General features: G+C 66.1%; 21 protein-coding genes. 6 read left to right on the plus strand and 15 right to left on the minus strand.

The window, feature by feature from the left end; translation table 11 throughout:
* Nucleotide 1: 1 nt before the first annotated feature.
* Nucleotides 2-190, plus strand: coding sequence for a hypothetical protein (locus tag ACLQ7E_RS03265; protein ID WP_411731119.1), 189 nt, complete (start codon nucleotides 2-4; stop codon nucleotides 188-190).
* A gap of 179 nt (nucleotides 191-369) precedes the next feature.
* Here the strand turns inward: ACLQ7E_RS03265 and ACLQ7E_RS03270 are convergent, their stop codons facing one another.
* The 7 genes from ACLQ7E_RS03270 to benA all read right to left on the minus strand — a co-directional run bounded on the left by ACLQ7E_RS03270 (nucleotide 370) and on the right by benA (nucleotide 9,962).
* Entirely contained in the window at nucleotides 370-1,164 is a 795-nt protein-coding gene (locus tag ACLQ7E_RS03270) for an alpha/beta fold hydrolase (RefSeq protein ID WP_411731120.1), read from the minus strand.
* Between the two features lie 38 nt (nucleotides 1,165-1,202).
* Entirely contained in the window at nucleotides 1,203-3,863 is a 2,661-nt protein-coding gene (locus tag ACLQ7E_RS03275) for a LuxR C-terminal-related transcriptional regulator (RefSeq protein ID WP_411731121.1), read from the minus strand.
* Between the two features lie 118 nt (nucleotides 3,864-3,981).
* Nucleotides 3,982-5,343, minus strand: coding sequence for an MFS transporter (locus ACLQ7E_RS03280; protein WP_411731122.1), 1,362 nt, complete (start codon nucleotides 5,341-5,343; stop codon nucleotides 3,982-3,984).
* 185 nt (nucleotides 5,344-5,528) lie between these two features.
* Nucleotides 5,529-6,368 (minus strand): 1,6-dihydroxycyclohexa-2,4-diene-1-carboxylate dehydrogenase, encoded by an 840-nt coding sequence (locus tag ACLQ7E_RS03285; protein ID WP_411731123.1) that lies wholly within the window; start codon nucleotides 6,366-6,368, stop codon nucleotides 5,529-5,531.
* The gene (gene benC / locus ACLQ7E_RS03290; protein WP_411731124.1) at nucleotides 6,365-7,918 is read right to left on the minus strand and encodes a benzoate 1,2-dioxygenase electron transfer component BenC; all 1,554 of its coding nucleotides are present in this window, start codon (nucleotides 7,916-7,918) and stop codon (nucleotides 6,365-6,367) included. The genes ACLQ7E_RS03285 and benC overlap by 4 nt, the downstream gene beginning before the upstream one ends.
* Nucleotides 7,919-8,038: 120 nt before the next feature.
* Entirely contained in the window at nucleotides 8,039-8,578 is a 540-nt protein-coding gene (gene benB, locus ACLQ7E_RS03295) for a benzoate 1,2-dioxygenase small subunit (RefSeq protein WP_411731125.1), read from the minus strand.
* Nucleotides 8,562-9,962, minus strand: coding sequence for a benzoate 1,2-dioxygenase large subunit (benA, locus tag ACLQ7E_RS03300; RefSeq protein ID WP_411731126.1), 1,401 nt, complete (start codon nucleotides 9,960-9,962; stop codon nucleotides 8,562-8,564). The genes benB and benA overlap by 17 nt, the downstream gene beginning before the upstream one ends.
* Nucleotides 9,963-10,256: 294 nt before the next feature.
* Here benA and ACLQ7E_RS03305 point away from each other — a divergent pair, with 294 nt between their 5' ends.
* Complete coding sequence (locus ACLQ7E_RS03305; RefSeq protein ID WP_411731127.1) at nucleotides 10,257-11,558, plus strand: benzoate/H(+) symporter BenE family transporter; 1,302 nt, start codon at nucleotides 10,257-10,259, stop codon at nucleotides 11,556-11,558.
* 47 nt (nucleotides 11,559-11,605) lie between these two features.
* Here the strand turns inward: ACLQ7E_RS03305 and ACLQ7E_RS03310 are convergent, their stop codons facing one another.
* The 3 genes from ACLQ7E_RS03310 to ACLQ7E_RS03320 are packed head-to-tail and all read right to left on the minus strand — an operon-like array spanning nucleotide 11,606 to nucleotide 13,144.
* Nucleotides 11,606-12,115: a DUF2127 domain-containing protein gene (locus ACLQ7E_RS03310; protein WP_411731128.1), complete on the minus strand. Its 510-nt coding sequence runs from the start codon at nucleotides 12,113-12,115 to the stop codon at nucleotides 11,606-11,608.
* The gene (locus ACLQ7E_RS03315) at nucleotides 12,112-12,564 is read right to left on the minus strand and encodes a YkvA family protein (protein WP_411731146.1); all 453 of its coding nucleotides are present in this window, start codon (nucleotides 12,562-12,564) and stop codon (nucleotides 12,112-12,114) included. The genes ACLQ7E_RS03310 and ACLQ7E_RS03315 overlap by 4 nt, the downstream gene beginning before the upstream one ends.
* Nucleotides 12,565-12,577: 13 nt before the next feature.
* Nucleotides 12,578-13,144 carry a Chromate resistance protein ChrB gene (locus tag ACLQ7E_RS03320; RefSeq protein ID WP_411731129.1) on the minus strand — a complete coding sequence of 189 codons (567 nt, stop codon included), beginning with the start codon at nucleotides 13,142-13,144 and terminating at the stop codon, nucleotides 12,578-12,580.
* 143 nt (nucleotides 13,145-13,287) lie between these two features.
* On the opposite strand from ACLQ7E_RS03320, the gene ACLQ7E_RS03325 reads away from it, so the two are divergent.
* Complete coding sequence (locus ACLQ7E_RS03325; protein WP_411731130.1) at nucleotides 13,288-13,650, plus strand: ArsR/SmtB family transcription factor; 363 nt, start codon at nucleotides 13,288-13,290, stop codon at nucleotides 13,648-13,650.
* Entirely contained in the window at nucleotides 13,647-14,732 is a 1,086-nt protein-coding gene (locus ACLQ7E_RS03330; RefSeq protein WP_411731131.1) for a cation diffusion facilitator family transporter, read from the plus strand. The genes ACLQ7E_RS03325 and ACLQ7E_RS03330 overlap by 4 nt, the downstream gene beginning before the upstream one ends.
* Nucleotides 14,733-14,750: 18 nt before the next feature.
* Here the strand turns inward: ACLQ7E_RS03330 and ACLQ7E_RS03335 are convergent, their stop codons facing one another.
* The 5 genes from ACLQ7E_RS03335 to ACLQ7E_RS03355 form a co-directional block, all read right to left on the minus strand.
* Nucleotides 14,751-16,388 carry a dipeptide ABC transporter ATP-binding protein gene (locus ACLQ7E_RS03335; RefSeq protein WP_411731132.1) on the minus strand — a complete coding sequence of 546 codons (1,638 nt, stop codon included), beginning with the start codon at nucleotides 16,386-16,388 and terminating at the stop codon, nucleotides 14,751-14,753.
* Nucleotides 16,385-17,278, minus strand: a complete 894-nt coding sequence (locus ACLQ7E_RS03340) for an ABC transporter permease (RefSeq protein WP_411731133.1) — start codon at nucleotides 17,276-17,278, stop codon at nucleotides 16,385-16,387. The genes ACLQ7E_RS03335 and ACLQ7E_RS03340 overlap by 4 nt, the downstream gene beginning before the upstream one ends.
* On the minus strand, nucleotides 17,275-18,252 hold the full coding sequence (locus tag ACLQ7E_RS03345) for an ABC transporter permease (protein WP_411731134.1): 978 nt from the start codon (nucleotides 18,250-18,252) through the stop codon (nucleotides 17,275-17,277). Before ACLQ7E_RS03345 ends, ACLQ7E_RS03340 begins: the two co-directional genes overlap by 4 nt.
* A 28-nt stretch (nucleotides 18,253-18,280) precedes the next feature.
* Complete coding sequence (locus ACLQ7E_RS03350; protein WP_411731135.1) at nucleotides 18,281-19,945, minus strand: ABC transporter substrate-binding protein; 1,665 nt, start codon at nucleotides 19,943-19,945, stop codon at nucleotides 18,281-18,283.
* A gap of 280 nt (nucleotides 19,946-20,225) precedes the next feature.
* Nucleotides 20,226-20,834, minus strand: coding sequence for an NAD(P)-dependent oxidoreductase (locus tag ACLQ7E_RS03355; RefSeq protein WP_411731136.1), 609 nt, complete (start codon nucleotides 20,832-20,834; stop codon nucleotides 20,226-20,228).
* Nucleotides 20,835-20,946: 112 nt separating this feature from the next.
* On the opposite strand from ACLQ7E_RS03355, the gene ACLQ7E_RS03360 reads away from it, so the two are divergent.
* Together ACLQ7E_RS03360 and ACLQ7E_RS03365 are read left to right on the plus strand one after the other, a co-directional pair.
* Entirely contained in the window at nucleotides 20,947-21,324 is a 378-nt protein-coding gene (locus ACLQ7E_RS03360; RefSeq protein ID WP_411731137.1) for a winged helix-turn-helix transcriptional regulator, read from the plus strand.
* Nucleotides 21,325-21,439: 115 nt separating this feature from the next.
* Nucleotides 21,440-21,892, plus strand: coding sequence for a DUF4383 domain-containing protein (locus ACLQ7E_RS03365; protein WP_411731138.1), 453 nt, complete (start codon nucleotides 21,440-21,442; stop codon nucleotides 21,890-21,892).
* Nucleotides 21,893-21,932: the final 40 nt, after the last annotated feature.

Consider the following 21,932-nt stretch of genomic DNA (forward strand, 5'->3'; position numbering starts at 1 on the left):
CATGTTTGTCTCAACACGGCGAAAGACCGCAGGAGAACACCGGCCCGCGAACATCTTGGGGACCACCACCGACACCGTCCAGGATCTGAACCACTGGGCCTGGACCGGGTGGATGCCCGAAGCCGAACGCGACCTGTCCCGGCCCGGACTGCAGTCCACCGAACACCACATCTCACTGCTCGCCGCCTAAACTTTCGTCCCAAGCAGTACGGACACATTGGGAAGGGCCCAAGACGGCAAAGGCGCTGTCTTGGGCCCTTCCCATGTTTGTCCTTGGTTCCTGCCGGACATTGAGGCAATGCATGTGGGCTGAACCGATGGGCCCGGAAATGCCGAACCGGCTCTCACCACGTGTCGCACCGCCACAGCTCAACCGAGCGCGCCAAGAAACTCCATTGCGTCTGCCGCCACCCGCTCCGGGCATTCCCACAGGACCAGATGCCCCGCGTCCGGATAGACCTTCAGGACCGACCCCGCGATGCGTGCGGCCAGGATCTCCTCATCCGCCAGGGAAAGCAGGTGGTCGTGGCCGCCCCACAGGATCAGCGTGGGTGCATCAATGGTTCCCGATTCGGTGGGCGGGGCGGCGGAGCACAAACCGCCAAGAATGGATTTCCACACGTGCGCGGGCATCCTGGTTCCGTCGTCCACCCGGTCATCGATGAACCATGCGGGAACCTCGTGCAGCAGGGGAAACCAAGACAGCGAATCCCGGACCCACGCCACATCGACGGGATCCGTGAGGGCCTCGACCTCGTCCGCGAAGGCCGGCCGTCCCCGCAGGCTCAGGGGCGCGCCCACCAGCACCAGTGCCGCGACGCTCTCCGGGTGGTCCACGGCCAGCGCCTGCGCCACGTATCCGCCACTCGAGGAACCGAGTATGAAGGCCCGCGGAACTTCGAGGGCCTGGAGGATCGCGGCGGCATCCGCCGCCTGCTCCGCCAGCGAATAGCCGTCCGCCGGCTTGTCCGCATCTCCCTGGCCTCGAAGGTCGGGCGCGTAGACCCTGAAGCCGGCAAGCAGGGGTGCCAGGCGGTCGAAGCTTTCGAAGGATTCCCCCCACGCATGCAGCAACATCAGTGGTTTGGCAGCCGGGTCGCCGTCGATGAAACACGGCACCTCGATGCCCGTGGCTAGCCTGAGCTTCCTGACCTCGGATCCCATGGTTTCAGGCTACGCCGGGGAAACGGGCCTGCATATGCTCAGCGCTCGTTGTCCCGGTACCGGGCGGCCAGCTCGGTGCGCGAGGTCACGCCGAGCTTCGCGTAGATCCTGGTCAGGTGGTACTGGACCGTCTTGGAGCCGATGAAAAGCTCCTCGGCGGCCTTCTTGTTGCTGGCCCCCGCACAGACCAGCGAGGCCACCGCCTTTTCCTGGGAGGTGAGCGAGGACCAGTCCGCGGCGTCCCGGCGAGGGACGCTGATTCCGGTGGCCTGCAACTCGCGGTTGCAGCGCTCGATGTAGATCGTGGCCCCCAACTGGGTGTAACCCGCGAGCGCCCGGGTCAGCGGACCGGCGGATTCGCCGCGCTTCCCGGCGCGCCGCAATGATTGCCCGTAGGCATACTCGATGTTGGCCCGCAGGACCGGCAGCGTGAGGCCCTGCAACTGGGCCAGCGCGTCCTCGAAGGCATCGCGCGATCCCTCCAGGTCGCCGTGCGAACCGAGCACCTGCCCGCGCACCACCAAAAAACGTGCGATGGTCGATCGGTGCTTCCGCTTGCGGGCAGCGCCCATGAGCGGATCCATGAATTCCAGGGCCTCGTCGAAGCGCTCCTTGCGCACCAAGGCATCGGCGTACATGTCGTGCCACGGCCAGAATCCCGGCTCGTCGATTCCGCGCGAGCGGTCCAGCAGCAACAGGGGCTCCAAGGCCAGGATGACCTCGTCGTAGTCCGCGCGGGCCCGGGCCGCCGCCGCCCTGGCCATCCGGTAGGGCACCTGCATCACCTCGTAGCTTCCGGTCCTGGCCCAGGCCTTGGCCAGATGCGCCTCGACATCCTCCTGCTCGCCGCGCATGGCATGGATCTGCACCGCGGTGTAGTGCAGCAGCGGGCGAACCAGCTCGATGCCGGATCGTTCCTGGAGCGCGACGCCTGCCCGCACGGTCTCCAGCGCCTGGTCCCAGTCGCCGGCGGAGTACTCGGCCCGGGCCAGCCACGCCCTGGCCCACAGGGCAATTCGGTGGGAACCTTCCGTGTAGTCCGTGGAACTGGAAATCATCAGTTCGTGCCGGGCCAACTCAATCTGGTCCCCGGCCACATGCAGCCAACCCATGGCCATTTCGGCGCGCTGGCGCTGGGCGCCGGTGGGCAGGGTGGCGAGCATCCGGGCCAATATCTTCTCGCCCTCGAGACCCCGCCCGAGCATGCCCAGTCCCAGGCCTTGGATGGCCGAGGATTCCACGGCGACCGGGCTTCCCTCATCGGCCAGCTCCAGCGTCCGCTCGGCCCACTCGACGAGCCTGAACCCATCCAGCCTGCCCAACGAGTCAAGGACCCGGCGCTGGGAAACGGTCGCCATGATCCCGGTTTGCCGGGCCTCCTCGGCACCCGTCCACGCGCGGGAGAGCCAACGGTCCGCGGTCAGCGCCTGGCCCTGGAGGATGGCAATGTACCCGGAGAGCAGGTCGCTCTCGGGGCTGGCGGCCAGGGAAGCCAGTTCCTCGGAATAGGCCAGGGCGCGGGGCAGCTCGCCGGCTGCCACCGTGGCATCGACGGCCTTGAGCAACAGCGGCTCGCGTTGGGCAGCGTTGGTTGCGAGGTGGGCAGCCCGGTGCAGGGCGGCTGCGGCGGAGGACCACTCGCCCTTGCCCGCCTGGTTCTCTGCGAAGAGTTCGAGCTGGTGCGACAACGCAGGATCGGAAAGCAATGTGGCATCGGCGCGGTGGGCCAGGGCGTCACCCGCGCATTCGCCCAGGGCGGCAGCGGCGGCGTGCAGCGCCAAACGCCGAGAGAGGGGGATCAGGTGGTAGACGGCCATGTGCTTGATGTTCCCGGTGAACATCAGGGAGAGGTTTCCGCCGCTGCCAGCCACCTCCACGAGAGAAGAAGCCACGCATTCTTCCACCAGGGGCAAGGGTTCGCCGACCTCGGCCAGGGCGACGACCGCATCCAGCCGGGACCCATTGCCGAGGATGGCGGCGGCCTCGATGACGGATCGGGCCTGCGTCGACAGGGCGTGAAGCCGCTCGGCAACTTCTGCAGACACGGCCCGTGGCGCCGGGAACCGATGGTTCAGGTGGTTCCAGGTTTCGTCGGGGTTTTCCCGGATCAGTTCCAATGCGGTGTGGATGTTGCCCGCGGTGTAGGTGGCCAGCTGGTCGGCCGCGGCCGCCGAGAGCTCCACGCCGAGCCTGGAAACGGAAATTTCCTTCAAGCCCGCGGCGGTTGGGGGATCCAGTTCGATGGTGGTGCAGTGCGGTGCTTCCAGGAGTTCGCGGGCCCCGGGCGGAAGGAATGCGGCTTCCTCCTGGCGGAGGGTGAGGATGATCAGCACCTTTTCCGTGCGGAGCCGTCGCCAGGCATACAGGAGCGCGGCGAGGGACTGGGCATCGGTCCACTGCAGGTTTTCCAGCAGAAGGATTCCGCTGTGCTTGCCTGCGTTTTGGATGAAGGCGAGCAGGCGTTCGGGCAGTGGCTTCTCGGCTACCGCATCGCTTGGGCCGAGCAATTCCTGCAGGGCTGATCCGGGGATGTCCTTTTCCCACCGTGCCCCTGCGGAAATCCACGAGGCAAGGTGTTTGTTGTTGTCCATGAAGCGCCGAACCAAGGTGCTTTTTCCGCACCCTGCCGGGCCGCTGACAACCACCAGCTGGGCAGCACCGGCCTCGGCCATATGCAGCAGCCGTCCCAGGAGTGCCATTGTTCGTTGTTGATGCATGGATCCGCCGCAGCCAACCTTTCAAGGTAAAAAGATGGGGGCCGCATGAACACCGTTGTTCACGCAGCCCCCAGTGACCGGTTGTCCACCCGGCCTATGGTTACTTAGCGATCTTGACCCGTGCCGAGGAACTCGTCGGCAACTGGGTCTCGGAATTGCGCAAGGGAACAAAGGCGGTCACCATTGCACCAACGATAGCAACTGCGGCGAAGACGTAGAAGGCGACGTGGTTCTGCACGCCTGCAGCGATGAGCAGTCCGCCGATCAACGGGCCGAAGATGCCGCCCAGTCGGCCGAACCCGGCGCACCAGGCAACCCCGGCGCCGCGGGCGGCGCTGTTGTAGAAGTTGGACACGAACCCGTAGATCAGCACCTGCGTGCCGATGGTTCCCACGCCTGCCACGGCAACCAGCGCGAGCAGGATTCCGAAGGGAAGCTGCAGGGTCAGCATCACCATGGCCACCGCGGCGAGGAAGAACGTCGTGGAAACCACGCGCTTGGCACCGACGCGATCGGCGCCCACGGAGGCGATCAACCCGCCGAAGACGGCGCCGGCATTGAGCACCAGCAGGAAGGCGAGCGAATAGGACTTGCCGTAGCCGAACTGGGTCATGATCTGCGGCAGCCAGGTGTTCAGGCCGTAGGTCAGCATCAGGCCGGCGAAGCTCATCAGGCCCAGCAATAGGGTTGGCAGGGCGTACTTCTTGGAGGCCAGTGCCCGGAAACCGATCTTCGTGTCGACTGGTTCGGATGCCAATGCGTGGGCACCGTGCGCGGGGGCAGGGGCGGCGATCGGGACGCCGGTGCGGATCGAGACGCGCTCGGCTTCCTCGGTGCGGCCGCGGGCCATCAGCCATTGCGGGGACTCGGGCAGCTTCGCCAGCGCCATGGGAAGCAGGAAGAGGATGGGCGAGGCGCCGATGAGGAAGAGCCCGCGCCAGCCGACAAGGTCCAGCAGGACGATGGCCAGCAGCGAGGCGAGGACCCCGCCCACCGGGACGCCGGAGTAGACGATGGCGTTGTAGTAGTTGCGCTTGCCCTTGGGTGCGAATTCGGCCACGACCGCACCGGCGGTGGCCACGAGTGCGCCGACGCCAAGCCCGGTGAAGAAGCGCAGGGCGCCGAACGCGATGACGTTCGGAACCAGGGCGGTCAGGCCCATGCCCACGGAGAACCAGACGATGCCGGTGATCATGATTTTCCGGCGGCCGAGGTAGTCGCCCACCGCGCCGGTGACCAAGGCGCCGACCATGACGCCGAACAGGGCCCAGCTGCCCAGCACACCTGCGGTGGCAGGGCCGATTTGGCCGAGCTGGGTGGGATCGTTGAGCAGGGTGGAAACGATGGTTCCGTATACGACCAGGTCGTATCCGTCGAAGACCAGGGCGATGGCGGCGATGGCCACCACCCAGTGGACGGTGTTTTGTTGTTTCTTGGTGGCGCTTGCTTCCGGTGATTTCACGATTTGCTCCATATTTTTATGGGCCCCGGGCGCACGACAATGTGCGGGTATGCGGGGCACGGATAAATGCCGCGGCGGTGGGCCGCGGGGTGGAAGCCGTGACTCGAGGGAATCTCGAGCGGCGGGCCTGGATGGCATGCAGGCGGCGGGGGAACCGCCGCCTGCACGCCATGGAAGGTACCTAACTAGCCGAGGTCTCCTCCGGCTACGGCCAACGTGCTGCCGGTGATGTAGGAAGCCTCGTCGGAGGCCAGGAACGCAATGGGACCTGCCTGTTCGTCGAGGGTTCCGTAGCGCTTCATGAGGGTTGAATCGATGGTTTGGTCCACGATTTGCTGGTACCAGGCCTTTTCCTGCTCGCCTGCGGGGGATGGACCCCGCTTGACTTGGCGTTCCGGTGCCTCGGTTCCGCCGGGGGCGGTGGCCACCACGCGGATTCCGTGGGCGGCACCTTCCATGGCGAGGGCCGAGGTGATGGCCTTGACCCCGCCCTTGGCTCCCGCATACGGGACGCGGTTGAGCCCGCGGGTTGCCACCGAGGAAACGTTCACGATGGTTCCGGATCCGGCCTTGATCATTTCAGGGAACGCCGCGCGGCACATCCACAGGGTCGGGAAGAGCGAACGCTGGATTTCCTTGCTGATCTCCTCCGGGGCGTAGTGCTCGAACGGCTTGGCCCAGATGGTCCCGCCGACGTTGTTGATGAGCACATCGATCCGGCCGTATTCGGTGACCGCGGCGGTGACCGCGGACATCGCGCCCTCAAAGGCCTCGAGGTCCGCTGTCACGCTCAGCGCATTGACACCGTGGGTCCGCAAACCCTCGGCGACGTCGTGGACCAGCGGGGAGCGGTCCACCAGGACCAGGTCCCCGCCTTCGGCGGCAATCCGCCGGGCCACGGCCCAGCCAATGCCCTGGGCCGCACCGGTGATGAGCACGACCTTGGAGGCGAAGCGTCCCGCATGGAAGGAATCGGGCAATCCGGCCGCTGCGGTCTCGTTCACCGCACCGTTGTCGGCGCTCATGAGAGGGGGTTCCGTGACGCTGCTGCCATGGTGGCCTTGGCGTGCTCGTTGTGGGCGATAATCGCCTTGCGGGCAGCTGCTTGGTCGTTGGCCTCGAAGGCGGCGACGATTGCCAAGTGGTCGGCGTCGACGGCTCCGTCGATCCAGTGCTCCTTGCGCAGCACCTTGGCCATGGTCGCCGGCACCTCGAGGCGCTTGTAGGCCTGCAGCAGGTGCTCGTTGCCGACGCAGTTGAACAGGAATTGGTGGAAGGCCTCGTTGGTGACGGTGAATGCCTCGGAGCTGACGAACTTCTCGCCGTCCAGGGTCTTGCCGGCCAACTCCGCCAGGACCTTGAACTCAACGAGCTGCTCCGGGGTCAGCTTGCCCATGGTCAGTTCAACGATGGCCAGTTCCAGGGCCATGCGCGCGTCGAACTGCGCCTGAAAGGTTGCGTGCTCTTCGCCGATTTCGTAGGCAGGCAGGGCTGCGGGAGTCTCTGCGGCTTCCTGAGCCGGTGCTTCGGCAACGGGTGCCGCCGGTGCTGCGGCTGCCTCGGGGGTGACGGCCAGGGCGAACTTCTCGAAGTAGAAGTTCTGCGGCTTGAGGCCCTCGGCCTCCAGGTGGCGGCGGACGCCCTCGACCATGGGAGGGGGGCCGCAGAGGTAGATGTCGACGTCGCCCTCGGCCAGGTGGTGGGGCTCGAAGTGGTTGGTGACGTAGCCCTTCTTTTCCGCGCTGCTGGCCGGGTCGCCGACGACGGTGTCGAAGGTGAAGCCGTCGATGCGTGCCTTGTAGTCTTCCAGCGCCTCCAGCTCGACCAGGTCGGTGTCGGTGTTGACGCCGTAGATCAGGTGGACGGGGTGCTGGTTCTGCATGCCGGTGAGCTTTTCCAGGATGGAAAGCAGCGGTGCCAGGCCGGTGCCGCCTGCCAGCAGCAGGGCCGTGCGCTTGGGCTCGCGCAGGAAGAAGCTGCCCATCGGGCCGGTGAAGTTGATCGCATCCCCGACGGCCGCGACGTCGCGCATGTAGGTGGACATCAATCCGCCATCGGTGATGCGGATCAGGAAGGAGAGGGTGGAGACCTCCGGGCCGGAGCTGAAGGAGTACGAGCGGGTCTGGCCGTTGGAGCCCGGAACCTCGATGTTCACGTACTGGCCGGGCAGGAAGGAAAGCTCGTCGCGGTTCTCGATCTCGAGGCTGAAGGCGTAGGTGGTCTCGGAGATGCGGCGGATCTCGGTCAGCGTCGAGGAGTAGGTGGTGGCAGCGGTCTTGGCGACAGCCGAGGTCGTGGGGATCTGCAGCACGAGGTCGGATTCGGGGACCATCTGGCAGGGGAGGCAGAAGCCCTTCTCGGCTTCGTCGTCGGTCAGGGCCTCCTCGATGTAGTCGCCGCCGTCGAAGGTGCCGGATTCGCAGAAGGCCTTGCAGGTGCCGCAGGCGCCGTCGCGGCAGTCAAGCGGGATATTGATCCGTGCCTTGTAGGAGGCGTCGGCGACGGTTTCGCGCGGTCCAACTTTAATGAACCGGGTAATACCGTCCTCGAAGGCGAGGGCAACCTGATAGGTCATGAGGGGGCTCTTTTCAAAATAGTGCTGGGGGTGCAGCCAGTGGTGCAAGGTCGTGGTGCGGAGGCGAATCAACGCCCCCGCACGCCAGTCTCCGGGGCCGAGGAACGGGCCCGAGTGGGACTAGATGTGGTAGATGTCGACCACGTGGTGGATGTAGTCGTTCTTCAAAACGACCTTCTTGGACATGATCACCGGCTGGGTGCCGGAGTAGTCGATGGTGTAGAACGAGGTGCCGAAGTAGGTGTCGACGTTCTGGTAGCGGTAGTACAGCGTGAACCAGTTGAAGCGCACGTCGACCTTGTCGCCGTCGACGGACACGATCTCCACGTTGGAGATGTTGTGCCCGGTGCGTGGCTCCGGCAGGGACGTGGCCGAGGAACGGTCGGTCTTGATGCGGAAGACACGGTCTTCCAGGCCACCGCGGTTCGCATAGAAGATCAGCGAGATCTCGCGCTGCGGGTCCTCGGTGAGCTTGTCGTCATCGGCCCAGGCCGGCATCCAGAAGGTGGCCTCGGGGTGGTAGCAGTCGATCCAGCGATCGAAGTCGCGGTCGTCCAGGAAACGGGCCTCGCGGAAGAGGAACTGCTTGATCTCCTCGATCCCGAGCTCGCCGGCGCCGGTGGTGACCGTGGTGACGATGTCGTTAGTGGTTGCAGTCATGGTGGTTCCCCTGTTCGGTGGTGCCGGTGGTGGTGGAGGCGGCTTCGGCGGCGACGGCCTGGCGCATGGTGTTCAGCCAGTAGCCGTGCTGGATCGGGTACAGGCCCTCGTCCTCGGTGCGTGCACCGGAAGAGATCGGCTCCAGGCCGATCTTCTTGGCGTTCTCGTCGGCGCCGGTGATCTGGTGTGCCTGTCCGCGGGAGAGGTCGTTCCACTTGGCGGCGGTGGCCAGGTAGGTCTTCTGGCAGGAGCGGAACTCCTCCAGGTCATCAGGGGTGGCCATGCCCGAGGCGTTGAAGAAGTCCTCATACTGGCGGATGCGGTTGGCGCGGGCCTCGTCGGATTCGCCGACCGGGGCGATGCAGTAGATGGTGACCTCGGTCTGGTCCACGGAGACCGGGCGGAAGACGCGGATCTGCGAGGAGAACTGGTCCATCAGGTATACATTCGGGTACAGGCAGAGGTTGCGCGAGACACCGATCATCCAGTCGGCCTTGGCTTCGCCGTACTTGGCGACGAGCTCGTCGCGCTTCTCGGCGAGCGGGCGGTTGGCCGGGTCCAGCCATTCGGTCCAGAGCAGCAGGTGGCCGTTCTCGAAGGAGTAGTAGCCGCCTTCCTGCTTGTCCCAGCCACCGGCATCCATGGTCTTGGTGGTGTTGGTGGATTCGCCGGCGCTGCGGCGGGCCTGGGTGGCGGCGTAGTTCCAGTGGGTGGCAGAGACGTGGTAACCGTCGGCGCCGTTTTCCGCCTGGAGCTTCCAGTTGCCGTCATAGGTGTAGGTCGAGGAACCGCGCAGGACCTCAAGGCCCTCGGGGGACTGGTCCACGATCATGTCGATGATCTTGGTGGATTCGCCGAGGTGCTCGGTCAGCGGCTTGACGTCCGCGTTCAGCGAGCCGAAGAGGAAGCCGCGGTATGACTCGAAGCGGGCGACCTTGGTCAGGTCGTGCGAGCCGTCCTTGTTGAAGCCCTCCGGGTAGCCGGCGCCGCGGGAGTCCTTGACCTTGAGCAGCTTGCCGGAGTTGTTGAAGGTCCAGCCGTGGAACGGGCAGGTGAACGTGGTGCGGTTATCCGTCTTGCGGCGGCACAGCATCGCACCGCGGTGGCTGCAGGCGTTGATGAGGGCGTTGAGCACGCCTTCCTTGTTGCGCGAAATCACGATGGGCTGGCGGCCCATGTTGGTGGTGAAGTAGTCGCCAATGTTGGGGATCTGGGATTCGTGGGCCAGGTAGATCCAGTTGCCCTCCCAGATGTGCTTCATCTCGAGGTCGAAGATCTCTTCGTCGGTGAAGATATTTCGGTTGGCGCGGAAGACGCCGGTCTCCGGGCTGTCAACCAGTGCATCATCAAGCAGGGCCGAGACGGTATCAAGTGTTTCTGTCATGGAGTGCTCCATCCTTCGTAGCGGGCGCTGGCGCCCTGGTCCACCCGGTGGGTGGCGAAACCATGAGATACACCATGTCAGGATGTGCGTGACCTCACACTGGGCATATGCCTAGGCTTGACCTAGGGGGGTACCTATTGAGTGGATGGCGATATCAATCACACTCATCTGGATATTTGTCTGGCACCCACCCGCACCGTAGCGTTGGGCCCCAAATGGTTCTTTCCGGGCCGGGGCCTTGCGCCGCCACTGGAAACCGTGCCGTTTCCCTCCACCCGAAAGGCGGCTCCAATCGTGCCCAAGCGCAACCAATCCGGAGCCGGGATCCGAGGCCGTCGCACCCGCCTGCCCGGGATCCTGGGCGATGTCTCGATCAGTGCCGTCTGCGCCGGGTTCATCGCCGTGGCCGTTTCCTATGCCGGACCGATGCTGGTCATCATCCAGGCCGCCGAGCGTGCGGGCCTGGATTCGGCACAGACCGCCTCCTGGGTGTGGGCGGTGTCGGTGGGCAGCGGAATCGTGGGCCTGGTGCTGAGCCTTTTCACGCGCCAGCCCGTCGTGGTGGCCTGGTCGGTGCCCGGCTCGGCGCTGCTGTTGACGGTGCTGGGCGACTATGAATTTTCCGAAGCCATCGGCGCCTACATTGTGGCCGGGCTGCTGGGCCTGGTGCTCAGCCTCACCGGGCTCTTTGGCCGGCTGCTTGCCGCGGTTCCCCGCCCGATCCTGGCCGCGGTCCTGGCCGGGGTGCTGTTGCCCTTCGTCCTGAATGTCACCCAGGCGGTGCTTGTCTCGCCACTGGTTGCCGGCGGTTTGGTGGTGGCATATTTTGCCGGCCGGCGCCTGTTCCCCAAGTACGCGGTGCCGACCGCCCTCGTGGTCGGCGTCGTGCTGTCCATGGTTGCCGGGCATGCCCAGAGCCCCGAGCTGTCGCTCGCCCTGACCACCCCGTTGTTCACCGTGCCCACGTTCTCGATCCAGGCCATCATGGGCATTTCCGTCCCGCTGCTGATCGTGACCATGGCGGGGCAGAACGGCCCGGGACTGGTCATGATGCGCACCAGTGGCTATGCACCCAACGACCGGCTGCTGCTGAGCGGCACGTGCGTGGCCAGCGTGCTCTTTGCCCCGTTCGGATCCCACGCGATCAACCTGGCCGCCATTACCGCGGGCATCTGCTGCGGGCGCGAGGCGCATGAGGATCCGGCCAGGCGATACATTGCGGGGGCTGCCGGTGGCTTGTTCTTCATTGGTTTCGGGCTGTTCAGCGACACGATCCTTGACCTGTTTGCCGCCGTTCCCGGCGAGCTGATCACCGCCATGGCCGGGGTGGCCCTGCTCGGTGCGCTGCAGGGTTCGCTGCTGGACATGCTCGATGCGGGCCGGCACGGCCCGTCGGCCATCGAGGCCGCCATCGTCACCCTGATTGTCACGGCCTCGGGCATCGCGCCGCTGGGCATCGTGTCCCCGTTCTGGGGCGTGCTGGCAGGTGCCGCGGTGTACCTGGTCATGACGGTGGCCAGGGGGCGAGGCGGGAATCCCGGTTCCGGGAGACGCGATGCGGGGAAGGTTGGGGCCGCCTCCGACGGCAGGTCCTAGGCAGCTCTCGAGGGTGCCTTGCCCCGCGGCAATCGCTGCGGTGGTGTTCAGGTGGGTTCTGAACGATGTCTGGAACGGGGCGCCACGTCGTGCCCGTGCTTGCGTCGGAGGTATTCGTGCCAAGTCAGCACCGTGACCGCGATATCGAAGGCGGTGAGCGCCAGAAGGCCGGCTGTTGGCGAGATGGCCAGTTCGTAGCCCTGGTACGCGATGAAGGCCACGAGCATGGCGATCATCCATGGGTAGGCCCAAAACTGTTTCCGCAGCAGGGCGATCACCAAGACGACCTTGGTGCCTCCATGAATCAGCAGATACGCGGCGGCGAAGATGATTCCCTGATCGGTAATGTCGCTGGCGACGTGGAGCAGGCGGGTGGCAATAAAGTCGCCGGGATCCTCGGCAAGCTCATTTCGGGTCAGCGCCACGGTGAGCTTGTCGAGCATGCCGGGAGTCGCGAATAACAGAAGCAGCCCACCGATGGCTTCCAAGACACCGTCAAGCCCCTTTGCAATGATCCCGATCCGGAAGAATCGCCCCCACCAGTCGAGATGCTTCACGTGCCACCGTCGCTTCGGGCAGTCCCGTGGGTCTCCGGCGCAGCGGTCGGCAAGCCCGCCAATTGCTCGATGATCCGCAACCCCGCCTCGGCGCCCTGCCAGTTCCGGGCCAGTGCCCGGTGTCCGGCGGTGCGCACAATCAGACGCAGCACCAGCGCCACGACCAGCACGTCATCCGCGTAGCCGATCACCGGAATGAAATCCGGGACCAGGTCGATTGGGGATGCAAGGTAGGCCAGCAGCAGCACCAGCATGAATCGCGGTGCCCGTGGCAGGTCCCCGTCCGCCACGAGCCTGCCCAGGAACCGCAGGAAATCCGGCAGCAGGCGCAGGGCATCGCCCAGGCCGACGGTGCCCGGGTTCCTGCGCGCGTGGCGCCACAGCAGGGCCAGCAGCACGGCGTAGACCAGCAGCAACCCGCCGGCCGCAGCGAGCGGGACTTCGAGCATTGTCACCTCCAGCTCAGCCCCTTCCGCCGAAAGCTGCCCCGTCCGGGGATTCGTCGCTGTGCAGACGGGCGTAAACCATGTCGGCGTACTCGTCCAGGGCTTCGCCGCACGCCCTCAGGTGTGCCTCGGCCGCGCCCGCCTCCGGCAGTTCCAACACGTCGCGGCTCTTGAGTTCGCGGTGCCAGCGCCGCAGGCGATCGAGGCTTTGCTCCTCCTCCTCGAGTTCCGCCAACGTGAACTTCTCGATGCGGATCTCCTTGGCGATCTCGTCCTCGAACTTGCGGCAGTCGCCGTCGAATTCCCCCCATTCCTCGAGGCGCTGGGTACGGAAGGCGGAGACCATCGCTTCCTCGCCGGGTGCCCCGGCCGTTGCGGTGGAGAGCACGATGACGTCTCCGGACCCCTTCCGGGCCAGTTCCTCGACCTTCGCGACCACTTCCTTGAAGTGCGGGGTGTCGGGAACCGTCCACACCCCCTGGGAAACGGGGGCCGCCCCGATGCGGCGCAGCTCCCGCCACACGGCGACGCGGTGTCGCGAGCTGGCTCCGGTCAAGCGAACAATCAATACCATCCATGTCATGCGATCACGATACATCGTTACATCTAGAAATGTAACAAGTAGTACAAACCTGAATGCGGGAGCGTGGTGCCACCGGCCACCGTGACGGTTCGTGCGGTCGGCGAATGCTTGATCCCGGGGTGGGGCTGTGCAACTATGTGCGTATGAATGCAGATAACAAGGTGTGTTCCCTGGATGCCGACAGCCAGTACGTAGAGCTGGCTGTGGAAGTGTTCAGCATGCTCGCCGATGCGACCCGCGTGAGGATCATCCTGGCCCTCAGAAACGGGGAGATGGCGGTTGGTGCGCTGGCCGAGCTTCTGGGCAAGACCCCGGCCTCGGTCTCACAGCACCTTGCCAAGATGCGCCTGGCCCGAATGGTGGCCACCCGCCAAGAAGGAACCAAGGTCCTTTACCGCCTCGAAAACGAGCACGCCCGCCAGCTCGTCGTCGACGCGATCCACCAGGCCGAACACGCGCTGGGCGGCACCCCCGCCCACCACGCACGCGGACAGCAACCGACATGAGTCCCGGCGCGGAACCCGGGCAGCACGGACACGACCACGGGCATGATCATGACCACGAGGGGCATGGGCATGGCGGCCATTCCCACAAACACCATTCCGGTTTCAAGGTGTGGCTTTTTGAACTGTTCGTCCCGCACACCCACGACTCCGCCGATTCGATCGACGACGCCCTGGAATCCAACATCCAGGGCATCCGTGCCCTGAAGATCAGCATGTTCATCCTGCTGGGCACCACCGTGCTGCAGCTGGCGGTGGTCATGGCCAGCGGCTCGGTGGCCTTGCTCGCCGACACCATCCACAACTTCTCCGACGCGCTCACCGCAGTGCCGCTGTGGATTGCCTTCATCCTCGGCCGCCGGGCCGCCAACCGCCGCTACACCTTTGGCTACGGGCGGGCCGAGGACCTGGCCGGCCTGTTCATCGTCATGGTGGTGGCCCTCTCCGCCGTCCTCGCCGCCTGGCAATCCATCGCCCGTCTGGTCCACCCGCAACCGCTCCAACACCTGGGCTGGGTGCTGGCCGCCGGGGTCATCGGCTTCATCGGCAACGAGGCAGTGGCCATGTACCGCATCAGGATCGGGCGCAAGATCAGCTCCGCCGCACTGGTTGCCGACGGGGTGCACGCCCGCACCGACGGATTCACCTCACTGGCGGTTGTCCTGGGCGCCGTCGGCGCCATGCTCGGGTTCCCGCTGGCCGATCCCATCGTGGGCCTGCTCATTTCCGCCGCCATCATGGTGCTGCTCTTCGGCACCGTGCGCAGCATCGGACGCCGGCTCATGGACGGCATCGAACCCGATCTCCTGGCCAGGGCCGAGGACGCCTTCGAATCCGTTCCCGGGATCCTGGCCACGGAACGGATCCAGCTGCGCTGGGTGGGCCACCGGCTGCACTGCACGGCAATGGTCGTTCTCGAGGACGCAGCACTCTCCGAGGTGGAGGCCGTTATCGAGGAAGCAAGGCAGTTCCTCATTCGTGCCTTGCCGAAGCTCGATGACATCCTCATCCAAACCGGCACCCGCCAGCTGGACGAGGCCGGGAAACCGGCGAAATCGGGCCTCGTCCGGGACCTCAGGAGCTGAACCCGGTCCTGGCCGCGCTCAGCGGACGGGGGAAAGCCCCGGGGATGCCGCCAGCAGGGCGCGCGTGTAAGGGTGTTGCGGGTCGGTGAACACCGACTCGGTGGCACCTGACTCCACGACCTCCCCGGCGCGCATCACCAGCACCGAGTCACTCATGTGCCTGATCACCGACATGTTGTGGGAAATGAAGAGATAACCGAGCCCGAGGCGCCGCTGCAGATCGTCCAACAAGTCCAGCACCTGCGCCTGGATGGAGACATCCAGGGCGGAGACCGGCTCGTCGCAAATCAGCACGCGCGGGTTCGGCGCCAGGGCCCGGGCGATGGCCAGGCGCTGGCGTTGCCCGCCCGAAAGCGTGGTGGGGTTCCGCGCCGACAGCTCCGGTGCCAGGCCCACCAAGGAGAGCAGCTCGGCGATCCTCCCGGCGTGTTTGCGCGGATTGCGGGTGGCCCCGAAACTGAGTGCGTCGGCCAGCACCTGCCCCACCGAATGGCGCGGGTCGAAGGAGGAAAGCGGGTCCTGGTAGATGGCGCCCAGTGAGGAGCGGCGGGTGCGTCTTTGGGCCTCGGGCACCGAACTCCAGGGTTCGCCGAAAAGCTCCACGGATCCCGTGTCCGGGGTCAACAGCCCCAGGGCCATGCGGGCGGTGGTGGTCTTGCCCGACCCGGATTCGCCCACCACCCCCAGCGTGCGGCCGGGCAGCAGCTCGAAGTCCACGTTTTTCACCGCCGGGAAGTCGCCTGCCCCCGGCACCTTGAAGGCCCGGGACAGCGAGCGGGCGCTCAGCACGGGACGCACGTCGGATTCGCCGGCTGTTGCCGGAGCCGCAACCGCGGCGGGGGAGGCCGTCGCGGGGGAGAGCCGCGCAAAGCGGGCCTTGCCGGCGGGCACCGCTGCCAGCAAGGCCTTGGTGTAGGGATGCTGTGGGTCGCCCAGGATCCGTTCTGTCGGACCGGTTTCGACGATGCGCCCGCCCCTCATCACCGCAATGGTGTCGGCGACCTTGGACACCGTGGACAGGTCGTGGCTGATCAGCAGCATGCCGGAACCTTCGGCCCGCAGTTCGCCCAGCAGATCCAGCACCGCCGCGGCAATGGTGGCATCCAGGGCCGTGGTGGGCTCGTCGGCAATGACCAGCACAGGGTCCAGCGCGATGGCCGAGGCGATCAGGGCTCGCTGGCGCATGCCGCCGGAAAGCTCGCCCGAACGCTGTCCGGCACGGCGCACCGGGTCGTCCAAGCCCACCGACTCCAGCAACCGGACAACCCTGGCGGCGCGCGCGGCCCCGGATCCGGAGCCATGCAGACGCAGCGTGTCGTCGATTTCCTTGCCGATCTTACGCAGCGGATCGAGCGAGGTGAGCGCGTCCTGCAGGATGAATCCCACCTTGTTGCCGCGGATCCCTCGCCAGGCACGTTGCGAAAGGCCTCGGGCATCGAGCCCTGCCACCTCCAGTGCGTCGGCGCGCACGGTGGATCCGGGCCCGGCCAAACCAATCAGCGAGCGTGCCGTTACTGACTTTCCGGAGCCCGATTCACCGACCAGCGCCAGGCATTCACCGGGGTTGACGGAGAAGGAAACGTCCAAGACAACTGGGGTTTTGTCGAACGATACGCCGAGGTTCTCGACCCGCAGGATCGGTGCCGGTGCACTCATCGGGCACCTGCCGCTTTCAGCGCCCGGGAAAGCACGGTGGAGGCTGCCGCCACCAGCACGATGGCCAGGCCGGGGAAGAAGGTCATCCACCAGGCCAGGGCCAGGTAGGTGCGACCGGCCGAGAGCATGGCGCCCCATTCGGGGGCCGGGGGAGGTGCGCCCAGGCCCAGGAAGCTCAGCGACGCGGCCCAGACCACCGCCTGCCCCAGGCCCAGGGTGCCCAGCACCGCGATGGGGGCCAGGGCGTTGGGCAGGATGTGGGTACCCAGGATTCGGGCGCGGGAGCGCCCGAGCACCGTGGCGGCCTCGACCATGGGTGAGGTGCGCAGGGCAATGACCTGGGCGCGGATCATCCGCGCGTAGCCGGGGGCGGTGGTCAGTCCCACTGCCACCACCGTGGTCCCCACGCCGGGTCCGGCCAGGGCAATGAACACCAGTGCCAGCAGCAGGCCGGGCAGCGCAAAGAGCACCTCCAGGACCCGTCCGACCCCGAAGTCCAGCCACTTGCCGCCGAATCCGGCCACCGTGCCCAGCACCAGGGCAAGGCCCAGGCCAATCGCGGTGGCCGCGGCCCCGATCAGCAGCGAGGGCCGCGCGCCGTGGATGATGCGTGAATAGATGTCGCGTCCGGATTCGTCGGTCCCCAGCAGGTGCGCCGGTCCGGGGCCGGAGAACGCGTCGGCGGGATTGATGGCCAGCGGGTCATAGGGCGCCAGCAGGTCCGGAAGCAGCGCTGCGAGCACGAAGAAGGCGAGCACTGCGGCGGAGAGCAGCAGCGGCACTCGGGCGGCCAGCGCCCTCGGCCCCCCGGTGCCTGGCACCGGCCGTTTTGCGGCGTGTGGTGCCAGTACCGGGTCGCCCGGGCTCAGCTCGTTCTTGTCGATGCTCATGACCCGGCCATCCGCGGGTCGGCCAGGCGTTCGGCAATGTCGGAGAATGCCATGATCACCACGTAGGCGGCGGCCGAGAGCAGGGCAACGCCGGTGACCATCGGGATGTCTCGGGCGGTGACAGCCGACAGCAGCGAGCGGCCCAGGCCGGGCCGGGCGAAAATGGATTCCACGACGACCGCTCCGGAGAGCAGGGACCCGAATGCCCAGCCCGAGAGGGCAATGCCCGGCAGCGCGGCATGGCGGATGGAGTGTCGAAGCAGCACCCCGGTCTCCGATTCCCCGCGCGCCCGGGCCGAGAGCGCAAAGGGGGAACGGTGCGCCGCATCCAGGGTGTCGCGCATGACCTGGCCCAGGAACCCCGCCAGCGGCAGTGCCAGGGTGAAGACCGGCAGCACCAGCCCGGCCGGTGAATTGGTGCTCACCGGCGGCAGCCAGCCCAGCGCCGTGGCGAAGAGCATGATCAGCACGCTGGCGAGCCAAAAGTGCGGGACGGCTGCCGAGACGATCTCCAGGCCCGAGGCCAGGGCCGAACCCAGGGCACCGCTGCGCGTGGAGAGCACCGCGACAACCAGCGCCAACGCCCACGCCACGCCCAGGGCGAGCACCGCCAGGACCAGGGTGGGCGGGACGAGCTCGCCGAGCACCTCGGCCACGGGGGATTTCAGCGAGTAGGAGGTGCCCAGGTCCCCGGTGGCCAGGCGCCACAGCTGGCCGAAATATTGCACATACAGCGGTTGGTCCAGGCCGTAGTCGGCGCGCGCCTGGGCCAAGGCCTCGGCCGAGGCCTGGGAGCCGGGCCCGCCCATGATGGCTTCGGCAGGGTCGCCCGGAATCATCCGGATGCCAAAGAAGATCGCGGTGGCCACGGCCCACAGCACGAACAGCCCTCCGCCGATCTTGCCCAGCACCCAGCGGGCGGCCGTCCCGGCAATCCGGGTCGATCGTCCGCCTGCATGGGTGTGAAGGCTCATCGGTGGAATCTGAATTTCCGGCGCCTGGCTACTTGGCCAGCCAGGCGTCGAAGAACGTCGGGGTTGCCACGGCGGTGGTGGTTCCCACGTTCTTCAGCTTTTCCGAGTAGAGGAAGTGGTTCTGCTGGTTGTAGAGCGGCAGCAGGTAATGGCCCTCGAGCACCAGTTTCTGCGCCTGCGCGTACAGGTCCTTGCGCTGCTCCTCGTCCTTGGTGGAACCGGCGTTGTCCAGCAGCTCATCGAGCGCCGGGTCCTTGACCTGGGAGAGGTTGGAGAAGTAGCCCGAGGGCGCCGGGATGGTGGAATCCGAGTGGAAGAGGATGCCCAACACGCTCGGGCCGACCTTGGTGTACGGGGCGGAGACCAGGTTGTAGTTGTTCTTGAACAGTTCGCCGTACCAGCTTGAGAGATCCAGCAGGTTGATCTTGATTTCGATGCCCGATTCCTTGGCGGTGGCCTGCAGTTGCTGGAAAAGCGACTGTTCGGCGGGGATCGATTGGCTGGTGCTCACCGGGAAGGTCAGGGACAGGCGCTTGGAGTCCTTCACGCGGTAGCCTTCGGAGTCGCGTTCGGTCCAGCCGGCGGCGTCCAGCAGTTCGCCTGCCTTGGCCGGGTCGTAGGTGAAGAGCGATTCGGCGGAGTAGGCCAGCGGCTCGGCGCTGGAGAGCGGCGAGTAGGAGCGCGGCGCGGTGCCGAAGAAGAGCGAGTCGACGCCCGCGTTGACGTTCACCGCGTGGATGAAGGCCTCGCGGACCAAGGCGTCGTTGAACGGGGCCTTGGAGGAGTTCAGCTCGATGCGGTTCGAGGCACCGGGGCGCGGGGCGTCCAGGTGCTTGATGTCCTGGTTCTTCGCCGCTGCGGCAATGGTGTCCGGCTGGGCGTTGTCAATGACCTGCACCTCGCCGGCCTGCAGCGCGGCGTAACGGGTGGCGGCCTCGGGGATGAAGCGCCAGGTGATGCCGTCCAGGTAGGCGGCTCCCTCGTGGCCCGGCGTGGCAACCGGCTGCACGTAGTCCTCGTTGCGCACCAGGTTCACCGCATCCTGCTTCTTCCAGGACTCGACCTCGAACGGGCCGGTGCCCACGGGGGCGGCGCAGTTCTCCGTTTGGCTGCGCTTGAGCGCAACCGGTGACTGGATGGAAACCCACGGCATGGAGAAGGATTCCAGCAGGGAGTTGTCAGGGGTCTTGAGCTTCAGCTCGAGGGTGGCCTCGTCGATCGCCTTCATGGAATCGATCTTGCCCAGGGCCAGGAAGCCGGTGGAGGAAGCGGTCTTGGGATCCAGCAGGTGCTCGAAGTTGGCCTTGACTGCCTCGGCGGTCAGCGGGGCACCGTCGGTGAACGTGATGCCCTCGCGGATCTTCACGGTGCGGGTCAGCCCGTCGTCGGAGACGGTGGAGTCCTCGGCGAGCCAGGGGATCAGCTTGCCTTCGGCGTCCTTGGTGTACAGGGTCTCCAGGTACTGGGAGGAGACTAGCGCCTGGGGGTAGTTGCCGCCCACGTGCGGATCCAGGCAAGTGGGCTCGGCATCGCCGGAGGCGTAGACCAGGGTGCCGCCGGTGACCGGGATCCCGGGATCGTTGCCGGACTCGGGTGCCGTGGTGGCAGGGGCGCAGCCCGCGAGCACCAATGCCGCGGCCAGGGCCGTGGCGGCCGGGAATAGGCGGGTTGCCAAGGGGCGAACGTGTCTCATGAAACTGCTTCCTGCGAACCGATGAAGTGACGTGTGGCCGCCGGCCGCGATGCTCCCGGGCGGATGGCGGCGGGAACGGGCAGGTGGGTACCGCCCTCAACCTTAGTCCGCGTGGCGGGCACGGCGCAGGGGTGTGTGGGACAGTTCATAGCGCCGGCGAGTGGGCGACAGGGGTGCGGTTAACTGCCAACGGGTGTGGCGGAACCGGTATTGCCGGTCCCACCACACCCGTTATGCGGCGTGTGAAAGATTTTCGGACGCCGCCATGTGCGGATATTGCTTAGGCGCTAGCGACCGTGAAGCGGCGGTGCTGGTGCTTGGGGTCCTCGAGCTCGTCCAGGGCGGCAACAGCGAAGTCTCCGGTGCTGACGTGGTCTCCCGCGGGGGAGTCGTTGCCCAGGACGATTGCGCCTGAGGCTTCGCCCGGTGCGATGACCGGTGCCGGTGCCAACATCGTCCAGTCCAGGCCGGAAGCCGAGGTATAGAAGTCCAGGACCTCGCCCATGGTGCGGGCCTCTGGCTTGTATTCCTCGGGGAAGCCCGGGATGTTGAACAGGCGCACGCCGTCAACCTCGGTCGCGCCGGCGCCGCCGACGATGAACACGCGGGCGGGAACGAGGGTCTCGGAGATTTCCTCGTGGGCGTCAATGAATGGCTGGTGGGAATCGCCGGTGCGCGACGGCGGAACCGAGATGACGACCACGTCGTGCTCGGTGGTCAAGGTGCGGTAGGCCGACATATCGCCAAGTTCGGCGGTCGTCGCCGAGGAGGCTCCTTCGACTTCACGTCCACTGCGCGATACCGCGGTGACCTCGTGGCCACGCTTGGCTGCCTCGGCGACGATCTTGCTGCCGACCATTCCGGTGGCTCCGTAAACGGCAATCTTCATGGGGCTGTTCCCTTCTCTGTAGTTGATGTCGGGCGATTGAAGCACGACATCGCTTCAATGGCACCATGGTATCTAATTGAAACCCAGTACCTCAACGTAATATAGTTACCTCATGGATACCAAGCCTTCGGCCTTCAATGTCATGAGCCCCGACTGCCCCTCGCGCCTGATCATGCAACGCATGGGCGACAAGTGGACGGCGTTGGTGTTCCTGGCCCTGGAGTCCGGGCCCCGGCGCTTCTCTCAATTGAGGCAGGACATTGGCGGCGTCACACCCAAGGTTCTCACCCAGACCCTGCGCTCCCTAGAACGTGACGGGTTGTTGACCCGGACCATTTATCCCGAGGTGCCGCCGCGGGTGGAATACGAACTTACCGACCTCGGCGCCACCTTGCAGGGACCCCTGGAAATCATGCGGGAATGGTCACAGGATCACGCGGAAAAAATCATCCGGGCCCGGAACGACTACGACGAGCTCCACGAGGCGTAAGGGCTGGCCTGAAAAGTTTTTTCGCCGCGGGCAATCCGCCGGCGCAGCGGTTCCGAATACCTGGTGTCAGCAACGCTGCGGCGTTGAAAATCGACAGGAACCCAAGGAGCCCACCATGGCCTCGACACACACCACCACCCACCGCGCCCTGGTGCAATACGTTGCACTGGCGGTTGGTGCGGTATTCCTGCTGGTTGGTGTCCTGGGATTCATTCCCGGCATCACCAGCAACACCGAACACCTAGGGATGGCCGGACACCACTCCGGCTCAATGTTGCTTGGCATTTTCCAGGTATCGGTCCTCCACAACATTGTCCACCTGCTCTTCGGAGTCCTTGGAGTCACGCTTTGGCGCAGCGCGGCGAAGGCAAAGACCTTCCTGGTCGTCGGCGGGATCATCTACCTGGTCCTGGGCTTCTACGGGGTCTTCATCGACCAGTCCAGTGCCGCGAACTTTGTCCCGGTCAACACGGCGGACAACATCCTGCACTTCGCATTGGGCGTGGGCATGGCCGGACTGGGCCTGGCCCTGGGTCGGAACCTGACCCCGGCCCGGCGTACCGCCTAAGCAAGGCCCAACCACAAACTGAATCAGATCCCGTGGCCCG

This window comes from Paeniglutamicibacter sp. (assembly GCF_046714615.1).
Lineage (GTDB): Bacteria > Actinomycetota > Actinomycetes > Actinomycetales > Micrococcaceae > Paeniglutamicibacter.